At 57.6% G+C, this 19832-nt stretch carries 22 protein-coding genes and 1 other RNA gene; 5 read left to right on the plus strand and 18 right to left on the minus strand.

Annotation, left to right across the window (positions count from 1 at the left end; genetic code table 11):
• Positions 1-61: 61 nt before the first annotated feature.
• From EYC82_RS12185 to lgt, 10 genes are all read right to left on the minus strand, one after another.
• On the minus strand, positions 62-1507 hold the full coding sequence (locus tag EYC82_RS12185; RefSeq protein WP_279249809.1) for a tetratricopeptide repeat protein: 1446 nt from the start codon (positions 1505-1507) through the stop codon (positions 62-64).
• Between the two features lies 1 nt (position 1508).
• On the minus strand, positions 1509-2114 hold the full coding sequence (locus EYC82_RS12190) for an energy transducer TonB (RefSeq protein WP_279249810.1): 606 nt from the start codon (positions 2112-2114) through the stop codon (positions 1509-1511).
• A 5-nt stretch (positions 2115-2119) separates the two neighbouring features.
• The gene (locus EYC82_RS12195; protein WP_423243920.1) at positions 2120-2470 is read right to left on the minus strand and encodes an ExbD/TolR family protein; all 351 of its coding nucleotides are present in this window, start codon (positions 2468-2470) and stop codon (positions 2120-2122) included.
• 71 nt (positions 2471-2541) lie between these two features.
• On the minus strand, positions 2542-2952 hold the full coding sequence (locus tag EYC82_RS12200) for an ExbD/TolR family protein (RefSeq protein ID WP_279249812.1): 411 nt from the start codon (positions 2950-2952) through the stop codon (positions 2542-2544).
• Positions 2953-2966: 14 nt separating this feature from the next.
• The gene (locus EYC82_RS12205) at positions 2967-3485 is read right to left on the minus strand and encodes a MotA/TolQ/ExbB proton channel family protein (protein ID WP_279249813.1); all 519 of its coding nucleotides are present in this window, start codon (positions 3483-3485) and stop codon (positions 2967-2969) included.
• Between the two features lies 1 nt (position 3486).
• A complete protein-coding gene (locus EYC82_RS12210; RefSeq protein WP_279249814.1) occupies positions 3487-4869 on the minus strand; it encodes a MotA/TolQ/ExbB proton channel family protein in 1383 nt (460 codons plus the stop codon).
• Positions 4869-5654: a DUF3450 domain-containing protein gene (locus EYC82_RS12215; protein ID WP_279249815.1), complete on the minus strand. Its 786-nt coding sequence runs from the start codon at positions 5652-5654 to the stop codon at positions 4869-4871. Before EYC82_RS12215 ends, EYC82_RS12210 begins: the two co-directional genes overlap by 1 nt.
• A 234-nt stretch (positions 5655-5888) precedes the next feature.
• Positions 5889-6419 carry a dihydrofolate reductase gene (locus EYC82_RS12220; protein WP_279249816.1) on the minus strand — a complete coding sequence of 177 codons (531 nt, stop codon included), beginning with the start codon at positions 6417-6419 and terminating at the stop codon, positions 5889-5891.
• Positions 6416-7249 (minus strand): thymidylate synthase, encoded by an 834-nt coding sequence (locus tag EYC82_RS12225; RefSeq protein WP_279249817.1) that lies wholly within the window; start codon positions 7247-7249, stop codon positions 6416-6418. The genes EYC82_RS12220 and EYC82_RS12225 overlap by 4 nt, the downstream gene beginning before the upstream one ends.
• A complete protein-coding gene (gene lgt, locus EYC82_RS12230) occupies positions 7246-8067 on the minus strand; it encodes a prolipoprotein diacylglyceryl transferase (RefSeq protein WP_279250696.1) in 822 nt (273 codons plus the stop codon). The genes EYC82_RS12225 and lgt overlap by 4 nt, the downstream gene beginning before the upstream one ends.
• Positions 8068-8302: 235 nt before the next feature.
• On the opposite strand from lgt, the gene EYC82_RS12235 reads away from it, so the two are divergent.
• Positions 8303-9112 (plus strand): NRDE family protein, encoded by an 810-nt coding sequence (locus EYC82_RS12235; RefSeq protein WP_279249818.1) that lies wholly within the window; start codon positions 8303-8305, stop codon positions 9110-9112.
• Here EYC82_RS12235 and ptsP read toward each other — a convergent pair.
• The gene (ptsP, locus tag EYC82_RS12240; RefSeq protein WP_279249819.1) at positions 9090-11354 is read right to left on the minus strand and encodes a phosphoenolpyruvate--protein phosphotransferase; all 2265 of its coding nucleotides are present in this window, start codon (positions 11352-11354) and stop codon (positions 9090-9092) included. The genes EYC82_RS12235 and ptsP overlap by 23 nt on opposite strands.
• Before the next feature lie 5 nt (positions 11355-11359).
• Positions 11360-11860, minus strand: a complete 501-nt coding sequence (locus EYC82_RS12245; RefSeq protein ID WP_279249820.1) for an RNA pyrophosphohydrolase — start codon at positions 11858-11860, stop codon at positions 11360-11362.
• 118 nt (positions 11861-11978) lie between these two features.
• Here EYC82_RS12245 and EYC82_RS12250 point away from each other — a divergent pair, with 118 nt between their 5' ends.
• Complete coding sequence (locus EYC82_RS12250; RefSeq protein ID WP_279249821.1) at positions 11979-12632, plus strand: histidinol-phosphatase; 654 nt, start codon at positions 11979-11981, stop codon at positions 12630-12632.
• 108 nt (positions 12633-12740) lie between these two features.
• Here the strand turns inward: EYC82_RS12250 and EYC82_RS12255 are convergent, their stop codons facing one another.
• From EYC82_RS12255 to EYC82_RS12280, 6 genes are all read right to left on the minus strand, one after another.
• Positions 12741-13928, minus strand: a complete 1188-nt coding sequence (locus EYC82_RS12255) for a class I SAM-dependent rRNA methyltransferase (RefSeq protein WP_279249822.1) — start codon at positions 13926-13928, stop codon at positions 12741-12743.
• Between the two features lie 27 nt (positions 13929-13955).
• The gene (gcvH, locus tag EYC82_RS12260; protein ID WP_279249823.1) at positions 13956-14345 is read right to left on the minus strand and encodes a glycine cleavage system protein GcvH; all 390 of its coding nucleotides are present in this window, start codon (positions 14343-14345) and stop codon (positions 13956-13958) included.
• A gap of 79 nt (positions 14346-14424) precedes the next feature.
• Positions 14425-15642, minus strand: coding sequence for a UbiH/UbiF/VisC/COQ6 family ubiquinone biosynthesis hydroxylase (locus tag EYC82_RS12265; protein WP_279249824.1), 1218 nt, complete (start codon positions 15640-15642; stop codon positions 14425-14427).
• The gene (gene ubiH / locus EYC82_RS12270; protein WP_279249825.1) at positions 15635-16879 is read right to left on the minus strand and encodes a 2-octaprenyl-6-methoxyphenyl hydroxylase; all 1245 of its coding nucleotides are present in this window, start codon (positions 16877-16879) and stop codon (positions 15635-15637) included. Before ubiH ends, EYC82_RS12265 begins: the two co-directional genes overlap by 8 nt.
• A gap of 3 nt (positions 16880-16882) precedes the next feature.
• A complete protein-coding gene (pepP, locus tag EYC82_RS12275) occupies positions 16883-18196 on the minus strand; it encodes a Xaa-Pro aminopeptidase (protein WP_279249826.1) in 1314 nt (437 codons plus the stop codon).
• A 52-nt stretch (positions 18197-18248) separates the two neighbouring features.
• Complete coding sequence (locus tag EYC82_RS12280) at positions 18249-18851, minus strand: UPF0149 family protein (RefSeq protein WP_279249827.1); 603 nt, start codon at positions 18849-18851, stop codon at positions 18249-18251.
• A 162-nt stretch (positions 18852-19013) separates the two neighbouring features.
• On the opposite strand from EYC82_RS12280, the gene EYC82_RS12285 reads away from it, so the two are divergent.
• The 3 genes from EYC82_RS12285 to ssrS all read left to right on the plus strand — a co-directional run bounded on the left by EYC82_RS12285 (position 19014) and on the right by ssrS (position 19831).
• Positions 19014-19214, plus strand: a complete 201-nt coding sequence (locus EYC82_RS12285; protein WP_279249828.1) for a TIGR02449 family protein — start codon at positions 19014-19016, stop codon at positions 19212-19214.
• A 5-nt stretch (positions 19215-19219) separates the two neighbouring features.
• Positions 19220-19531, plus strand: coding sequence for a cell division protein ZapA (locus tag EYC82_RS12290; protein ID WP_279249829.1), 312 nt, complete (start codon positions 19220-19222; stop codon positions 19529-19531).
• Positions 19532-19651: 120 nt separating this feature from the next.
• Positions 19652-19831, plus strand: a non-coding RNA gene (ssrS, locus tag EYC82_RS12295) — 6S RNA.
• The last annotated feature ends 1 nt before the right edge of the window (position 19832 follow it).

Below are 19832 nucleotides of genomic sequence, written 5' to 3' on the forward strand. Positions count from 1 at the left end.
GAGTGAACACAAAAAAGGAGCTCATCGAGCTCCTTTTTTTATTCCCGGAAATTAAGTGTACTCAATCACTTTTCTTGTTCACAACGTCCTCGGGAGACACTTCGACTTCCAGTTCCTCATCCGTATCAGGCTGGGTCAGCGCCTCGGTCATTTGCTGCAGTGCCGCATCTTCCTCTTGCAGGGCCTTCTGTCGCGAAAGCTCAGACTCCATATAGGCCATCCACTGCTTGGCATACTCTTCCGAACGCTCATCCTCAGCCGCGGCCTCAAACGCATCGCGCGCTTTGTCATACTGCTGCGAGTTGAAATAGGCCATACCCAGCACCAGTCGTGCGCTGTCCGGACGCTTCACCCCACCGCGAGACAACCCTTTGTTGATCGCTGACACCGCCTTTTTATACTCGTCATTGTCGAGATACACATTGCCAAGACGGGCGTATAGCTCACCCTTGTTGGATTTCGCCGCTGCCTTTTCCATCGCCGGTATTGCTTTCTTCAGCTCCTGCGACTGCCGCCATGACGCACCGACAAGCTCCCAGTTTTTCGATGTTCCCTCGATCGAATCATTGTTCAGGCCCTTGTCCATTACCTTGGCCGCCTTGTAAGGCACATCACCGTTAAGATACAGGTAGGCCATATTGACCTGCTCGCTGTCTTTTTCCAGCATGCTCTGTACATAGGCCGTTTCCATCGCCGCAAGCTGGTCCGCTTCCTTTTTCTGCTCACCGTACATGTGCGAGACCTGCACCCAGTACTCTTTTTTCGGATAGTAGGTCAGCAGCGCTTCCAACGTGCGCACCGTGTTCTTCACGTCATTTTTTTCGAAGTAAAGAAAGCGCGCCAGGTTATACCATTGCTCCTTCGGAATCTTGCCCTTCTCGAGCTGCATGCTGATCGCTTTTTCAACATTGATCAGCGCCTTGTTGTAGTCTTTCACTTGGTAGTAACCCTGAGCCAGCAGCACGTAGGCGTTGGCATTAGGGGTGTCGGTCATGTTGAACCACAGCTCCAGTGCATCAATACCCTTCTGCCATTCTTCCTGAACGAAGTACAACTGGGCAATGGTGAAGCGTGTGTTGATCTCCATAGCCAGCGGGATATCGGGCTGCGACACCACCTGCTCATAGGAGCGAAGAGCGCCGGCGTAGTCTTCTCTGGAGTACTGTATAAACGCATACAGGTTGTAAACATTAGCCAGTTCATAGCTATTGAGGGCTTTTTTGCCTCCTTCGGCGATCATGGCATCGAGGATGCTTTTCGCCATGGCGAGATCCTTGGCCTCAGCTGCCGCCTGCGCCTCCGAGAGTTTCTCGTACACCTTGTTGCGCAGCGCAGGTGTCCTGCGTGTTTCCCGCTCAGGTTTTTTCGCGTCTTTCTGTGCGTGGGCCGCAGAGAATACAGGCAAACCCAGATCGCGCTGCACCTGGGTGATGGCAACCTGAACAACCAGAACCAGTGCAGCCGGGATGGCAACGCGGGTCAAGAAGGTGCTCTCAAACCATGTCATATCAGTTTTCCAGCTCATAGGTAAACTTGTTCTGCACTCCCGCCACTTCGATGGGTTCACCATCCACCACGCGAGGCTTATATTTAAACTTGGTTGCAGCTTTCACCGACGCGCGGTCGAATACGCCCGATGGCTTACAATCTACCGCGACGGGATCCCGGATAGCACCCGTGGTGGTCACCGTGTACTCGACGATACAGTAACCCGTGATACCGCGTGTCTGGGCGCGACGGGGATAAATAGGCGCCACCTTCACAATCGGCAGGTACTCACCGTCACCTCCCAGATTCCCGCCAACACCGATCTCAACATTCACACCCACCGTGGGTGCGAAATTGTTCGCATCGACATCCATATCCACGTCGAGCTCAACCATTTCCATCTCGGGTGGCGGCTCTTCGGGGTCCTCTACCTTGTCAGGCTTGGGCGTACTGGTCTCCAACTCGATTTCTTCATCGGGTTGAACCAGGTCAGCAATTTTGCGGTTTTCCAGCTCGGGGTTCTCATAGTTGCTGTCGATCAGGCTGTGCATGATCCCGAACAGGCCTACCACCACCGGGATAGCAAGCAGTATCGAGATAACCATTCTCAGCGGGCTGTTCTCCATATCAACTACCCCCGCTCATCCGTGGAGGCACACAGCGGTGCATCCATCAGTGGCTTGATCAGGGACAATAACTCGCTAAGAACGGCCGTCGGTGCTTCTTTATCGGCTTGGACAACAAAGTTCGCCCTGGGCGCTTCCTTCTTGGCCGCCTCGGCAAGGCGATAGGCGCGATCGAGAGGGATTTCCTTTTTGTCATAGTGAATCTTGCCGACGGAATCTATCGCAAAAATAATAGTTCCGCGCAAGCAAGGATCCGTGGTCACCGCCTCGTACTTGGTGAGGTCAGCGCCGGGTTCTTTCACGAAAGAGGACGTCACAATAAAAAAGATGAGCATAATGAATACGACATCAAGCATCGGTGTCAGATCGATATCACCCTGATCGCCACCCTCCTGCGCGCGCCCGCCCGCCGATAATCCACGCCTGCTCACTGCTTTTTCTCCGCTGGCCAATTCACTTGATTAACGCCTGCCTCTCGGGCAGCGTCGCCCACGGCGAGGAGCGTACCAGCGCTAGCGCCAGTCTCCGTCTTAACCGTAAATGCCTGCTCCGGATCCGACGCCAGTAGTCGAGCGATGTTGGCTCGTACCGCGCGGATATCAATGCGCCGGTTCTCCATCCAGATCTGGTCGTCACCGGTAATCGTCACCACGATGCTGGTAGCGTCCGCTTCCGGGGGGTTCTGGTTGCTGTCCGGCCGATTCATCTCAATGCCGGCCTCCTTGAGAAAGGACGCCACCACAATGAAAAAGATCAGCATGATGAACACCACGTCCAGCATAGGCGTCAGATCGATCTCCGCCTCATCGGCTTCCGCTTGTCGGTTTCTCTTACGCATCTAACATGGCTCTATTAATGATCCGTTGTCAGGTTGTCCTGCAGGAATTCACTTTCCCGCTGGGCAATTCGCGTGACATACGTATTGGCAAAAACGCCGGACAACGCGGCCACCATGCCCGCCATGGTGGGGATAGTGGCCTGCTGCACACCGCCGGCCATGGATTTGGCATCGCCGCCACCTGTTACCGCCATAATATTGAACACCTCAATCATGCCCCACACCGTGCCCAGTAAGCCGAGCAGGGGACACAGTGCTACCAGCGTTTTTATCATCGGCAGATACTGGTTTATCTGCATACGGGCTTGGGAAATCAGCATGTTGCGCACCTGACGCGCCTCCCAGGATTTTCTTTCCCCGCGCCCTTCCCACTGGGTGATTACCTTGGCAACGTCATTTTTCCAACCAAACTTGAGATACCACACCCGCTCAAAGATGAGGGTCCACATCACGAACAACAGCGCGGCAATCAGCCAAAGGACCTCGCCGCCCTTGTCCATGAAAGCGAGCAGTACCTCACTAAAACCACCCATCTCAAGACCTCAGGTTGGCTTCTGTGTGTTCTGCAACCATACCGGTGGTCTGCTCGTCCAATATGTGGATGATCCGTTGCGCACGGCCATTCACAATGGTGTGGAGCAATACAGTCGGGATTGCGACCAGCAGGCCGAGTACGGTTGTGATCAAGGCGCTGGAAATACCACCCGCCATGGCCTTGGGATCGCCCGCGCCAAAAATCGTAATCGCCTGGAAGGTTAAAATCATGCCGGTCACAGTACCCAGCAGACCCATCAGGGGAGCCACCGCCGCGATGATCTTCAGTATTGTAAGACCACTCTCCAGTTTCGGCGTTTCCTTCAGCACGCCCTCGGACAACTTCAACTCGAGCGTCTCGGTATCCATGTTGGGGTTGTCCTCGTGAATCTTCAGCACACGGCCCAGTGGATTGTTCTCATTGGCCGTGTTGCTCTTGAGCTGCGCATTGACCTTGCCACCAATGGCGGTCAGCGCAACCATGCGGTACACCGCCAAAAACAGGGCAAAAATACCCACCGCGGTAATGGCGTAACCCACGTATCCGCCCTGGTGCCAGCGCTCGGTCAGTGTCGGCGTGTCGATAATCGCCGCCAGGAACGACCCGCCTGTAGGGCCGGTGGGGTCTATGCCGAACGTATGCAACCCACTGGTGGCACCGGCAAGCTCTTCCGCCCAACCGGTGTAGGGCCCGCTCGGCTGGCGCGCCAGTTCACTCAGTGTGTCGTTGTCATAGCTCAGGTAGTTGCCGTCTGTGTCGATAATATTGAAGGAACCGATGCGCACCACGTCGCGCGAGGCGCGCTCACCGCCCGGCGAGGAAACTTCCGCTGAAAAGGCCGTAACCTCTCCCGTTTCCCGGATTTCCTGCAATAGCTCAAACCAGACACGCTCGATTTCTTCAATGCTGGGCAAGTCGTCCGAGTTGCTCATCTTCCTGACCAGGTCGCGCAGGAATGCTTCACGGCCGGGATACTGTGCCGATACCAGTGACACCTCGACGTTGGAGGCGAGGTCACCGGATGCGGATGTGAGATGGCCGAACAGCTCCGTCAGTGTGCCGAGCTTCTCCCTGAGCAGCTCTTGCTTATCCGCAATCTCGAGTTCATTCGCCTCGAACGCGTTTTCCAGCTCGGTGGACAGCGCTTCCTGCCGGGCGCGCTCATTTTCCGCCCGTGTCAGTGAGGCCGCCTGATTGGCTTTGTCATTGGAGAAGCGCTGCTCGCGCTGCCGGTTTTCCTTGGCCTCTTGCGCCTGGCCCTGTTTCACAAACTTTAACAATTCGTCCAGTGACTTGGCTTCCTGCGCCAGGGCAGGCCCGGCAGACAAGGTCAGTGCACCGCACAGTGCAAGGGCCGCGCCTTTTATAAAGTTAACGCTCATCAGTTAGCCTCCGGCGCCGCTACGGGCATGTTCAACAACTCAATGGTGGCCTGCTTCTTCGCGATGCGTATGCCCTTGCGAATGGCAGAGTTATAATCGCCCGAGGGCAGGTCCACCCAGCTTCTGGCGGCATTATCCCAGGCACCGGACACAGCGCCGTCAGTGGTCTGATACACCAGGGCGATACGACCGACGCGGAGAAAGTCGACCTCACGCTCGGCGTCGCCAAGATCGATCGTGCCGCGGTAGGTATCAATACCGCGACCGTACTGCAACTCGATATTGTAGGCTTCCAGCACTGCGCGGAACTTCTCGGCGACGCTGACGTCAGCCCGGTCGAGGTTGTCACGCAAAAAACCGACTCGCTGCATTCTCTCTTCTCTCTGGAACGGAACGTCCAGTTCGACGAACTGTTGCAGTCCATCAATCATGCGGATAATCAGCGGCGTCATCTGACGGGCGATAACGGTGGAGTTATCGATGTTCTCCTCAATGGTCGCAATGCGCGCCACCTGATTTTCAATCTGGCGCTGCAAACGCTCGTTATACACCTTGAGGCCATCGACCTGTTTCATCACCGTCTTGTACTCAGTGAGGAGGTCGCGGGTTTCTTCCGCAAGCCTGTCTATCTTCACCTGAGATTTGCGCGCTGCGTTATTCTTGGACTTGCCTACCGCGAGGACGGAGTCCAGATTATTTGCGTGTACCGCCGTCACCGGGCCCCCGAGGGCACCCGCGGCAATCAGCGCAGCGATCAACACTGCTTTCAATCGATGCATAGTCATGGGAATCATGCTTCCTAAAGTAAGCCAATAGAGAAATACGAATCTAAATAAACTCGTCCAAGTTCCCGACTTTCACTGGCGGGAAGACCCTGGCGCCTATAAATACGAGGTGGCAAATTTAAACCACTTGTCCTGTGTTTTCAATCAATGCCCCGAACCAATTGTCTTTCTTTCCAGTGTGGGTAGTTTGGTTACACTCGGCGTCAATAAACCTCCGAAAGGTAACAGTGGTTCCTATCTTTTTCGTGCCTGCGGCCGCCCATACTGCACAAAACTGTAGGCCAAGCCACTGGACTGTGGCCCCGCGTCATGATACCCCCGACTGACCTCCCGCCAACCACCGAGATCAAGGTCAAGGTAAGCATCCCCTTCAATTGCCGCATGCACCTCAGTGACATACAAACGATCCGCCGCGGGCAGACTTACCCGATAAACCTCTGCGCCTCCCATCACGATCACTTCCTCCGCCCCATCGGCGCGGGCAACAGATTGTGCGCGCAGAACCGCCTCTTCAAAAGAAGGCACGACCTCGATTCCCGGGGCACTGAAGTCTGGATTGCGCGTAATCACTATATTGGTTCGGCCCGGCAGTGGACGGCCGATAGACTCGTAGGTCTTGCGGCCCATGAGCAGCGGCTTGCCCATTGTGACGCGTTTGAAATGGGCCATATCAGCCGGGATCTTCCAGGGCAGGTCGTTATCGCGGCCGATAACACCATTCTCCGCCACAGCGACGATTAGGGCGAGGGGCCGCGTCTCTGTCACACTGCGACCGGCGCTGGAATGTGAGCGTGGGGCGAGTAACCCGTAATCTGGAAATCCTCGAAACAGTAGCTGTAGATATCCTCGGGGCGGCGGCGGATGTCCAGTCGCGGCAGTGCGAGTGGTTCACGCTGCAACTGGGTGCGCACCTGCTCAAGATGGTTGCTGTAAATATGCGAATCGCCTGTACAAACGATGATTTCCCCTGGCTCCAGGTCACACTGCTGGGCCAGCATATGCGTCAACAGCGCAAGGCTGGCGCTGTTATAAGGTAATCCGAGAAAAGAATCGCTGGAGCGAATCATTAACTGAGACGAGAGACGGCCCTGCGCGACATAAAACTGGTACAGCAAATGACAGGGCGGCAGGGCCATGCGCCCGGCACGCACATTGTCCTGAGGGCTCATGCTTTCGTCGGGCAAGTACTCCACGTTCCAGGCATGAAAAAGGATGCGCCGGCTATCCGGATTGTTGCGCAGGCAATCCACCACATAGTCGATCTGGTTGAGGGTACCGCCGTCCCGGGTGGGCCAGGCTGTCCATTGGGCACCGTAAATCGGCCCAAGGTCTCCCTCCTCGGTCGCCCACTCGTTCCAAATACTCACCCCGTTTTCATTCAACCAACGGGTGTTGGTATCGCCGTTAAGAAACCAGAGCAGCTCATTCACGATACTTTTGAAATGTAGCTTCTTGGTGGTCAGCAAAGGAAACCCGTCGGACAGGTCATGGCGGAACTGACGCCCAAACACGGAGAGCGTACCGGTGCCGGTGCGGTCGCCCTTTTGAACGCCGTTTCCGAGAATGTCCTGCAGTAAATTCAGATATTGTTTCATCTTGCCGTTTTTTTACCGGGTTGTTGTTGGGCAGCGCTGGCCCGGCCGTAGGCGATGCCAATAAGGTACACGCCCAACAATATCATCGGCAGGGAGAGCATCTGGCCACGTGTCATCCAGCCGAACGCCTGAAAACCAATGTGCTGGTCCGGCTCGCGGAAAAACTCAGAGACGAACCGCACACAACCGTAACTGAGGGAAAACAAGCCCGACACGGCACAGGTCGGCCGCGGCTTGGCAGAATACCAGTAAAGGATGATGAACATGAGCAACCCCTCCAGCGCAAACTGATAAAGCTGAGAGGGGTGGCGCGCCAGTTGCAGCGGGTCCGCAGGGAACACCATGGCCCAGGGGACATCACTGGGCCGTCCCCACAATTCCTGACCAATAAAGTTACCTATACGACCGAGACCCAGTCCGACCGGCACAAAAGGCGCTATAAAGTCCATCAGACGCCAGAAGGGAATCTGGTGACGACGGCCAAAGAGGTACATGGCCAGCAAAACTCCAAGAAAGCCGCCGTGGAATGACATTCCTCCTTCCCACACGCGCAGGGCCCAGGCGGGGTTTTCCAGCAGGCGGTCACCACCATAAAAAAGGGTGTATCCAACACGGCCGCCCAGGACGATGCCAAGCGCGCAATAAAAAATAAGATCATCTACCTGATCGCGGGACACCGGCGTCCAGGGCAGCTTGCTACGACGAGCGGCGAGCCACCAGCCCACTGCAATCCCGGTGAGATAGGTCAGGCCATACCAATGTACCTTGAGCGGCCCCAGGGAAAGCGCCACCGGGTCTATTTCTGGATAGATCAGCATAAAAGCCTGTCTGTGCTGGACGTACCCGGCGGGTTTGGCCCGCCGGGTACGTCCCGGAAAGTCGAGGGCTTCATTATTATCCAGCCGACTTCGTTTCACAATTCTTTACCCGGTAAAGAACGCTCCACGTCGATCAGACACAAATGACATTGGCAATAAGCTCGGGGAATAAGCGAAGATAGCGCTTACTTTACGCGAGTGGCAGCTTGCCTTTGCACTTTCAGGCCAACAACCCATGTGTCTACTGATCTTCGCCCACCAGCTATCAGCCGATTATCCCCTGATGGTTGCGGCCAACCGCGACGAGTTTTATGCACGTCCCACCGCCCCCGCAGCGTTCTGGCCTGAATACCCGGGTCTGCTGGCAGGCCGCGACCTCGAGCAGGGGGGCACGTGGATGGGGGTGACCCGGGAGGGGCGCTTCGCCGCAGTCACCAACTATCGCGACCCGGACGTGGCCATGCCGGCCCCCCGCTCCAGAGGGGAATTACCTCTGGACTACCTCGCAGGCAACAAGACCCCGGCGTCCTATCTGGCGGAATTGGCAAAGCGCAGTAGCGAATACGCAGGCTTTAACTTGCTGGCAGGCGACAGAGACAGCCTGTGGTACTTCGCTAACAGCGGCGGACAGGCTCCCAGGGCTCTGTCGCCGGGGCTTTACGGATTGAGCAACGCACGCCTTGATACGCCATGGCCCAAGGTGGAGCGAGGCAAAGCAATGCTGCTATCGCTGCAGCAAGGGGATGGTGTATCACACGACGACCTCGCACAATTGGTCGCAGACCGGACGCGGGCAGACCCGCACAGTCTGGCCTGCCAGGGCCTCAACGACACTATGGACCGGACGCTCTCAGCACAGTTTATCGTCACCGAGGGGTACGGCACACGGTCATCCACCACCCTGTGGACAGAGAGTTCAGGGAGCATCCATTGGCGGGAGCTCAGCTTTGGTGAAGAGGGCGAACTGAGCGGGGCGCGCGCCGAAGTGATGGAGCCCTGGTCGAGGTCAGTGAAAACGCGGCTCAAGCCACCGGGTTGTGGATAAACTTCTCCATACCATGCTCCGCGAGAAAGCGATCCAGCCGCCCGCTGATATGCTTGGCACTTTCCATTTCCTTGACCTCGGCCAGCAGGCGCTCCGCTTCCTTGACCGTCACGTTACGCAGGGCGTTTTTTACCCTCGGGAGGCTAGTAGCGTTCATCGACAAGACGTCATAACCCATGCCTAATAACAGCACCGCGGCACCCGGGTCACCCGCTAACTCGCCACATATCCCGATGGGCACACCCTCCGCCCGGCTGGCGTCTGACACAAATTCCAGGGCATGTATCACCGCGGGATGCAGGCTGTGGTAAAGCCCGGCGACCTGCGGGTTATTACGATCCACCGCGAGCAGGTACTGGGTGAGGTCGTTACTGCCGACCGAGAGGAAGTCCACACGCCTAGCCATAAGCCGAGCTTGCGAAACGGCTGCCGGCACCTCAATCATGACCCCGACCGGCGGCAGCCGACCGGTCAGCCCCTCCTGCTGCAGCTCCTCGTGGCTGCGATGGATAAGCGCAAGCGCCTCGTCCACTTCAGCAGTATTACTGACCATGGGGAGCATGATCCGCAGATTCCACAGGCCCTCGTTAGCCTTGAGCATGGCACGCACCTGCGCCAGAAAGATTTCAGGGTGGTCCAGTGTCACCCGGATACCGCGCCAGCCGAGAAAAGGGTTGTCCTCCTCGATGGGGAAATAGGGTAAGGATTTGTCGCCGCCAATATCAAGCGTGCGCATGGTAACCGGCTTGGGTGCGAAGGCCTCCAACTGCTCCCGATAAATCTGGCGTTGCTCCTCTTCGCTGGGAAAGCGATCGCGCAGCAGGAAGGGCACCTCGGTGCGATAAAGGCCAACCCCCTCCGCGCCTTGCTCCAGCGAGCGGGTTACATCGGCCATTAGCCCCGTGTTGACCCACAGCGGCATCCGGTGGCCGTCGACAGTCACGCACGGTTGATCTCTGAGAGACTCGAGGTCTTTGCTCAGAGCCGCGTCCTGGTCCAGCACCTCCTGGAAGCGTTGCTTTATTTCGGGCAGTGGGTTGAGGTGCACTGTGCCGTTATAGCCGTCGATGATCAGCTCACGGTCCTGCAGCCGGGCATAGGGCAAATCGACGGCGCCCATCACCGTGGGAACGCCCATCGCCCGAGCGAGTATCGCCACGTGGGAGTTGCCCGAACCACTGACTGAGATCAAACCGGCAAGTTTCTCCCGGGGGATCTCTCCCAGGGAGGTCGCGGTCAATTCTTCCCCTACGAGGATAGCCCGGTCCGGGTATGCGCGCGGTTCCTGGTTTGCAGCCTGCAAGTAAGTAAGTACTCGCGTACCTAGATCCCTAACATCTACAGCGCGTTCTTTCAGATAACTGTGCTCCATGCGCTCAAAATGGCGAATGTGCTCGATCATCACCTGACTCAGGGCACCCTGGGCCCACTGCCCTCCCTTGATCAGCCCCACCACTTCTGCCCCTATAGTGGAATCGTCAAGAATGCTCAGGTAAACATCAAAAAGTGCGTGATCCTCCGGGCTCAATTCCGCTCCCAGGTTATCCGCTACCACCTGAATATCCTTACGCACTGCCTCGAGGGCCTCGCGGAATGCCCGCACCTGCTTGCGCCTGTCCTTCACTTCTCGCGGCGGCACGGCGTAGAGATCAGCCCCCGGGGACACCACCACCGCGGTACCGATGGCGACTCCCTGAGCGCCTGGCACGCCGGTAATCTTGGCCGGCACGGCCCCGGTAAGAACACGGGATTCCAATACCCCGGTGACCTGCGCGTGTGCGATAACGCCGGCCAGCTGCGCCGAAAGAGTGACAAGAAAGGCCTCATCACTCTCGTCAAATCGGCGACGTTCAGCTTGCTGCACTACCAGCACGCCCACGACACCACGCTGGTGAATGATGGGCACTCCGAGAAAGGCGTGGAACTGTTCTTCGCCAATCCCGGGAAGAAAACGGAAGCTGGGATGCTTTTCGGCTTCTTCCAGATTGACCGGTTCGCCGCGCGCCGCGACCAGGCCAACCAGGCCCTCACCCACGGGCAGGCTCGCCTCATCCACCAGTGCCTGATTGAGTCCCTGGGTAGCACGAAAGATCAATCGGTCGTTGTTGCCGTCCTGCAGATAAACGCTGCACACCTGCGTTTGCATAGCGTCTTGCACCCGCCGCACGATAATATCGAGAGCCTCTTCAAGGCCCCTGGCAGCATTTACCTCCTGCACAATATGACGCAATGTTTCAAGCATAGGCGTCAATCACCCTGAAACCGGTTGGTGTGTCGTGCCAGTGGAGCAGCCAGGTCTTTCATCGCCCTGCGGTAAACCTCGCGCTTAAAAGGAATAATCTGATCAAGGGGATACCAATAGCTCACCCAGCGCCAGTGATCGAACTCGGGCTTTTCGTTTTGGTCCAGTTGCACAGCGGCATCCTCCTCCAGCATACGCAGCAGGAACCACTTTTGCTTCTGCCCGATGCACACCGGCTTCTGGCCATCGCGGACAAAGCGTTTAGGCAACCGGTAGCGCAGCCAACCACGAGTAGAACCGAGAATCTCTACTGCGTCACGCGCCAGACCCACTTCTTCGTGCAACTCGCGAAAAAGTGCCTGCTTCGGCGATTCGCCCGCGCTAATGCCACCCTGGGGAAACTGCCAGGCATTGTGGCCTCCAACGCGACGGGCCCACAACAACTGGCCCCGGTCATTGGCCAGCATAATGCCCACGTTCGGTCGGAAGCCGTCTAAATCAATCACGTGAAAGGGCCACCTGTTCCTTGAACTACCGCATTGTTCCACACTTTCGTGGCCCTGAGAAATTTACTCTGCAAGCCCCTGCCGCTATGCTGGCTGACCGAGTACGGAGCGCAGTCACGTGGCACTGGCAATATTTGACCTCGACAACACCCTGATCGGCGGCGACAGCGACCATCTTTGGGCACAATACGTCTGCGATAACGGTCTTGTCCACAACACGGATTTTGCTCAGCGCGGCGATCGATTCTACGCCGATTACGAGGCGGGCAGCCTCGATATCGATGCCTACCTGCGCTTCGCGCTGAGCCCCCTGATTGACCAGCCGCCCGATGTACTCACCGCCTGGCACGCGGGCTTTATGCAGAACGTGATCCAGCCCATTATGCTGCCGGCCGCGACGAAGCTGGTGGCCCATCATCGAGATCGGGGTCACGAACTACTGATCATTACCGCGACCAACCGGTTTATCACCGCTCCCATCGCGACAGCATTGGGCATAGAGCATCTTATCGCCTGCGAGGGAGAGATAGTGGGTGGCCGGTACACAGGAGAGCCCGCTGGAATCCCCTCCTTTCAGGCGGGCAAAGTCACACGCCTGCACCAGTGGCTTGAGGGCCGCGACACCAACCTCGCAGGCGCCTACTTCTACAGCGATTCTCACAACGATCTCGCTCTGCTGGAGCTGGTTGATCATCCTGTGGCCGTAGACCCGGACGCCACTCTGCGGGCGCAGGCAGAAGCGCGCGGCTGGCCGGTGATCTCACTGCGCTGACATCGGGTGCGGCCAGTCAGCACAGCATTATCGCAACGCCAAAACACCCGCTTGATGGCGGCGGTCCCGCCGCATACCATGCCGTTTTGACAGTATCGAGGGGTTCGATCAGGCCTCTATCTTAAGCGCGAAAAGGGATTTTAGATATTCCGTCTCCGCTATCGCAGGATGCACGGGGTGGTCCGGCCCCTGGCCACCTTGCTCCACAATGCGAACGCCGCAGGCGGCTCGCACCGCGGCTTGTTGCAGCGCGAGAATCAGGTCAGAGCGCTGCAAATGCATAGAGCAAGAAGCCGAAACCAGCAGGCCGCCCGGCTTTAACAGACGCAGAGCCAGCTCATTAATGCGGCGATAGGCGTTGATGCCTTTTTTTAAATCCTTCTTGCGCTGAATAAACGCGGGGGGATCGAGAACAATCACATCAAAGCGCGCGCCCTCCTCGTGTAACGCGGCCATTTGCTCCGGCGCCGAGCCTTTGCGGGTCGTTACTCGCTCACCGACATCATTCAGGTGTGCGTTCTTCATAACGCCTTCCAGTGCGGTGGCGGAACTGTCGAGGCAACACACCGACACGGCACCGGCGTTAGCGGCCTGCACCCCCCACCCGCCGATGTAGCTGTAGACGTCCAGCACCGCTTTGCCCGATACCCAGTGCGCGAGTCGCGCACGTGACATGCGATGATCGTAAAACCAACCGGTTTTCTGTCCGGCATGGACCGGTGCCAGGAACTTCGTGCCGTTTTCCTGAAGCGACACCTCCTCGGGCACCTCGCCGTAAATCACCTCACTGCCCGTTGACAAGCCCTGCTCGCGCCGGGCGCGGCTATCGGTCCGCAGCAGAATACCCGCTGGCTGCAGCACCGAGAGCAGGGCCTCCTGCAACAGCTCGCTGTAACGCTCAAGACCCGCGTTATGCAACTGGGCAACAAGGTAATCGCCAAAGCGGTCCACAACGAGACCGGGCATACCGTCGCTGTCACCGTAGACCAGGCGATAGTATGGTTGGTCGAAAGCGGCCTCCCGGACGGCCAGCGCTGTCGCCAACCGCTGCTCGAACCATTCGGCATTCATGGCTTGTTCGACATGCGGTGAGTAAAGCCGGGCACAGATCAGCGATTGGGGCTCCATATACGCGCTTCCCTGAAGGCGCCCGTCCGAGCCACGCACGACCACGAGATCACCCGCCTCGAAATCACCGAGATTTGAGCGCTTGCTGTCAACTTCGTTGGAATAGACCCACAGATGACCCCCGCGCAAACGACGCTCGGCACCCTTGCGCAGGAATAAATCAATCATGGAGTAAGTAATGTGAGGAGGGCGGCCCTATTCCTCGGCACATTGCAGCTGGTAGTCCTCAGCGGACAGGAGAGCGTCGATTTCCGCAGCATCGGCCGGCCGCAGCTTGTAAAACCATCCGTCGTTATAGGGATCGCCGTTGACGGTTTCGGGGTCATTCTCGAGACTCGGATTAATGGCGATCACCTCGCCCGCCAGCGGCGCGTAGATATCGGAAGCGGCCTTTACCGACTCCACCACCCCGGCCTCGTCGCCGGCAGCCAGAGCCACACCGACTTCAGGCAACTCAACGAAAACAACATCGCCCAGTGCGCTCTGGGCGTGGTCAGTAATGCCTATCGTGACGGAGCCGTCCTCTTCCAAACGGGCCCATTCGTGAGTGCTGGCATATTTGAGTTCACTGGGCGTCTGGCTCATAAGGGTTCCTCTGCAAACAACGACTGGCCTGTGCGACCAAAGCGGCCTATTCTAACCGGCCTCCATCGAAAAACAATGTTCACGCCACACCCATGGCACGACGCATCAGCTCACGCTTGACGGGGCGGAGCTGGTCAACTGCGTGTAGCCCGGCGTTGCGCAACCATCGCAGTGGCAGTGCCTCCTGCTCGAACAGGCGCTTAAAGCCCTCCATAGTCGACATCATCAACAGGTTTTCGCCCTTGCGTTGGCGCTGGTAGCGCTGCAGCAGGTCAAGCTGCCCCGGGCTGATTCCACGGCGGTAGCCCATCAGCACCTCCCTTGCCAATACCGCCACATCCTGCAAACCAAGGTTGATCCCTTGACCGGCCAACGGATGAAGGGTGTGTGCGGCATCGGCCACCAGCGCGACACCCGGCTGCACATAGTCCCGCGCATGTCTCTGCCGCAGGGGGAAAGCAAAGCGCCGTGTACAGCCTGTTACCTTACCCAGTCGCATTTCAGAGGCCTGCTGCAGCGTCCGGCAAAACGCCTTGTCATCCAAAGCCATGATAGTATCCACGTGTTCGTCCTGCAGTGACCACACAATGGAACAGAAATGCTGCTCGGCAGTACTCGGCAGCGGCAGCAATGCCAGCGGCCCGGAAGGCAGGAAGCGCTGCCACGCAGTTTCCTCGTGAGATTTCTCTAACTGCACGGTACATACAATACCGTGGTGGCCGTAGTCCCACTCCCGTAAGCGAAAATTCATCATTTCCCGCACCCGGGACTGGGCACCATCAGCGGCGACGATCAACCCCGCCTGCAGTGACATGCCATCCTCCATAGACAGCACCATGCGCCCTGAGGCCTGCCGGTTACAGGCCTGCAGTCGGGCAGGACTCAGTACCGAAACGTCGCCCGCGGTTTCAATCTGCGCAACGAGAGCATCGACTATAGCGCGATTTTCCACGATGTAACCGAGTTGCTCAGCATCGACGTCTGCGCAATCAAATTCTACCTGACCTGTTCCTTCGGCATCCCAAACGGTCATGTGTCGGTAGCGGCAACTGCGATAGTCGACGATGACATCCCAAGCGCCCAAGTTGTCAAGCAACGCCTGCGAGCGGGGTGTCAGTGCGCTGACGCGGGGATCAAAGCTGTCCAGGGCCAGCCCTGTCGGGAGGGGTGTTCGAGTCAGCGGCTGCGCCTCAACCAGTGCGATAGACAAACCCTCACCGCTCAGAGCCACCGCCAACGCACTGCCGGCGATACCCGCGCCCACAATCACTACATCGTAATACCCGGGTTCAACCATTAAGTCCTCCACCCGGGCCGGCAACTCCCGCTGCGTGGCGCACAAACTCACGCTTCAGCCCGGGCAGGATATCGAGCCCCGCCAAGGCCAGGTCACGCCCCAAGCCCAACAACGGATCCTGATGCATAAACAGCCCCGGCAGGCGATCGCTCAGCTGGATCGTCTTATACTGGTCTGCCGACTGGCGTTGCTGATAGCGCTGCAACATGTCCAGATCGCCGACGGGTAAACCCGCAGCCAAACCCTCGCAAAGCACGCGACCCAACTCCGCCACGTCACGCAGGGCCAGGTTAAAGCCCTGCCCCGCAACCGGGTGCAGCGCATGAGCCGCATTCCCCATAACCACGACACCCTGGCGCACCTGTTCATTCGCCTGCAACAGCGACAAACCATAGCTATAGCGCTCACCCGCCTGCTGCAGACGGCCCAGGCGATAACCGAAGCGCGCCTGCAGTGCCTGCAGGAATTCATCCTGCGGACACGCAAGCAACTGCTGTGCCTCTGCCGGAGGCAGAGTCCACACCAGCGCGCAACGGTTGGCATCGTCCGACGGCAACAGAGGCAAAAGAGCGAGAGGTCCGTCCGGGGTGAAGCGTTCGTACGCGCAGCCGCGATGTGGTTCTGCGAATGACACATTGGCAACCAGTGCATGCTGGCCATAGGACTTCTCACTCACCGCGACACCCAACTGCTGCCGCAAACCGGAATCTGATCCATCGGCCACCAGCAGCAGGCCCGCGTCCAGCTGGGATAGAGGTCCGTCGAGGCCCAGCCTGACGCCCGCCTCTGACGCCTCGACCGCAATGACCTTGGCGGGACTGCAGACCTGCACGCGATCCCTGCGATAGAGTGCCTGCAGCAGTGATCGCCCCAACCAGGCATTCTCGACCACGTAGCCCAAAGCGGGCCAATCGTATTCCTGCGCCTGCATCACCGCACTACCGAAGCGACCCCGGCTGGACACATGAATACTCTCGATCGGACAAAGCCACGACTGCAGTGCATCCCAAACCTGCATGCGCTCATAGATTAGGCGAGAACTGTAGCTGAGAGCGGTGGAGCGCGCGTCGAAGGAGGGATGGTACTCTGTTGCATCAGACGTCTCAGGGTCGGGTAGGCGAAAACCCTCAACCAGTACGATAGAGATATCCGATGGCAACAAGGCATCGAGTTGCAGTGCAAGACTGACACCAACCATACCCCCGCCAGCAATCACAATATCAACGTTCGCAAACATAACTCAGGCCGCCATTAGCGCCTCTATCTCCTTTGTGGTTTTCGGTGCCCACGCCGTCATTACCTCACAACCCTCCTCCGTGACCAGCACATCATCCTCGATTCGAATACCAATGCCACGCCACTTTTTTGCCACGCTGAGGTCATCTACAGGAATATAGAGACCGGGCTCCACTGTCATGACCATGCCGGGTTCTAACACGCGCCATTCTTCGGCGACACGGTAGTCCCCCACATCATGCACATCCAGCCCGAGCCAGTGGCCGACACGGTGCATGTAATAAGGACGGTAAGCCTCTTCCTTGACGAGCGCTGCAACACTGCCCTTCAGCAAACCCAGCTGCACCAGCCCCTCCGTCAGTATCAAAACGCTGGCGTCGTGCGGCTGGTTCCAGTGGTTACCGGGCTTCACTTCCTCTATCGCCGCCAACTGGGCCGAGAGCACGAGGTCGTAAAGAGCGCGCTGTGCGGCGCTGAATGTGCCGTTCACAGGAAAAGTCCGGGTGACATCCGAGGCATAGTTTTCCAGTTCGCAGCCCGCATCGATCAATACCAAGTCGCCGTCACGCAGCTTGTCGCTATTATCGACATAGTGCATTACGCAGGCGTTCTGCCCTCCTCCGACAATACTTGGATAAGCCGCATAACGTGCTCCGGACATGGAAAATTCGTGTTGCAAGCCCGCCTCTAACTGATACTCGAACATACCCGGTCGACAACTTTGCATCACGCGGCAATGCGCCCGCGTCGTGATTTCTGCGGCCTTGCGCATCAGGCGCAACTCGGCGGCGCTCTTGAACAAGCGCAACTCATGCAACATGTGGTCCAGATCCGTGAACTCCCCCGGCGGTATCGCACCAGTGGACTCCATACCGCGAATCCGGTTCACCCAAGCCATGATCTGCCCGTCAAACTCCGCCCGGCGCCCCATTGAGTAGTAAACGCGATTGCGCCCTTCCAGCAACCCGGGGAGTATGTCGTCTATGTCCCCGATCGGAAATGCGTCGTCCGCGCCATGGTGTTCACACATGCCCTCGGGGCCCACGCGGCCGCCGTGCCAGAGTTCCATTTTTTTGTCACGCTCCCGGCAAAATACGAGAAACTGTCCATGACGACGCCCGGGCAACAGCACGAGTACCGACTCCGGCTCATCGATACCCGAAAGATAAAAAAAATCGCTGTCCTGGCGGAAAGGGTAAGCGGTATCCCGACTGCGCTGTTGCTCTCTGGCGGAAGGGATTATAGCGATGCTATCGGCCTCCATAAGGGCCATAAGATTTTTCCGTCGGCGGGCGAACTCCGTCTTGCTAATGCTCATGGTATAACTCTTTCAAGCGTCTGCAGCGACTGCGGTAGCGGCTGCGGGATAGTTAGTGCAGCGGAGACGTGCCGGGATGACTAGCATGATCTTGCGGCTCTGCTCCATTTTCCAGGTACACATTGATGACGGCGATACGCAGGTACTCGACGAGTTCGGCGTAATTTTCCTCAGCCTCATCATCGATTTCATCCTCAGCGGCCTCTGCCTGCGCTAGCGCGGCGATATCCCTCAACGCCTCACTACAGGGTTCAGAGAACGTCTTGCCTGATTGATCTTCACCGGCCGCGGCATAGGCAAAACCCGTTAAAAATCCTTCACACCAGGCCGCCAGTGCCAACGTTCTTTCGGAAATGTCTGTTTCCTCGGCGGGCAGCAGCGGATAAAAAGTGAACTCTTCATCCTGCAGGGCCGCACCCGAGGCACTGTAAAGTTGCATGACCCGTCCGGCGAGCTCCCCGTGCACGACCAGATCCAGCGCCTGCGCCAGTGCGTCGAGACCGTATTCCGCCATCGGCGGCGCACCGGCGCTGAGCAAACCACACAAGCAACCGTGCAACTGGGAAGGCGAAACCAGCGTGCCCTGCTCCAACAGATGATCAGCCAGTTCGTCGAAGTCAAAGACTACGACCCCTTCATTTGTCTCGTCGTACATCAGGACTGTCTCTCCAGACCGGCAGGCGGTTGTGTTACGTGGTGCCGAGCTTCGCTCAAAAAGTATGCCATGCCATTGATATGTATGGCTTTTGTGTCGTTGACCTCGGCGCGCCGGGCCACTATAGTAGGACATTGATAATAACTATCCAAGTATATTCACATGTCCGGCAACCAACTCAAAGACCTTGAAAAAAAGCTCGACGAGCTTATCGCCCTGTGCAGGGAACTCAATTTAGAAAACGGCGCGTTAAAAGCCGAAGTGGCCGGCTGGCGAGACGAGCGCAAGGACTTAATGGACAAAAACGAATTGGCGCGCACCAAGGTCGAAGCCATGATTGACCGTTTGCGCTCGATGGAGTAACCCGCGTGACGAATAAGAACAATACGGTAACTGTAAAAATTCTTGAGAAAGACTACCAGGTCGCCTGCCCGGAAGAGCAGGAAGCGCAGCTCATCATGTCTGCTCAGTATCTGGATAAACAAATGCGTGGCATCCGCGACAGCGGCAAGGTCATTGGTGTTGAACGCATCGCCGTTATGGCCGCATTGAATATAGGCTATGAATTACTCTCAGCCACTGACGGCAGCAGCGCGCAACCGGGCACCGAGTCAGTGAAGCGAATCAATCATAAACTGGACGAGGCACTACACGACTTGCGCCAGCTGGAAATTGGTTAGTTCGCCACGCCTGCACGCGAGAGTCGCAAGCGGCGCGCCAATCGAAAAAAACACATATTGTCAACTCTCATCCAGCAGCAATAATCAAATGCAGGTTCATCTTTTAGGCTATAATGCTCCGGGGCCCTGACGTATTCGCCAGACTTACAGTCCTCGAGCCGATATTATGACCCCGGGGGTTTCTCGCTTCTGTTGGTGTGCATGTCCGGCGCAGTCCGGAAAGCCTTATACAGTTCAGGAACCACCACCTTGAACCGTCGGGTTCAAGGGCAGTTCTGTCAGCGGTACGCCGGGAACCCCA

The organism is Candidatus Marimicrobium litorale (assembly GCF_026262645.1).
In the GTDB taxonomy this organism is placed as follows: Bacteria; Pseudomonadota; Gammaproteobacteria; order Pseudomonadales; family Halieaceae; genus Marimicrobium; species Marimicrobium litorale.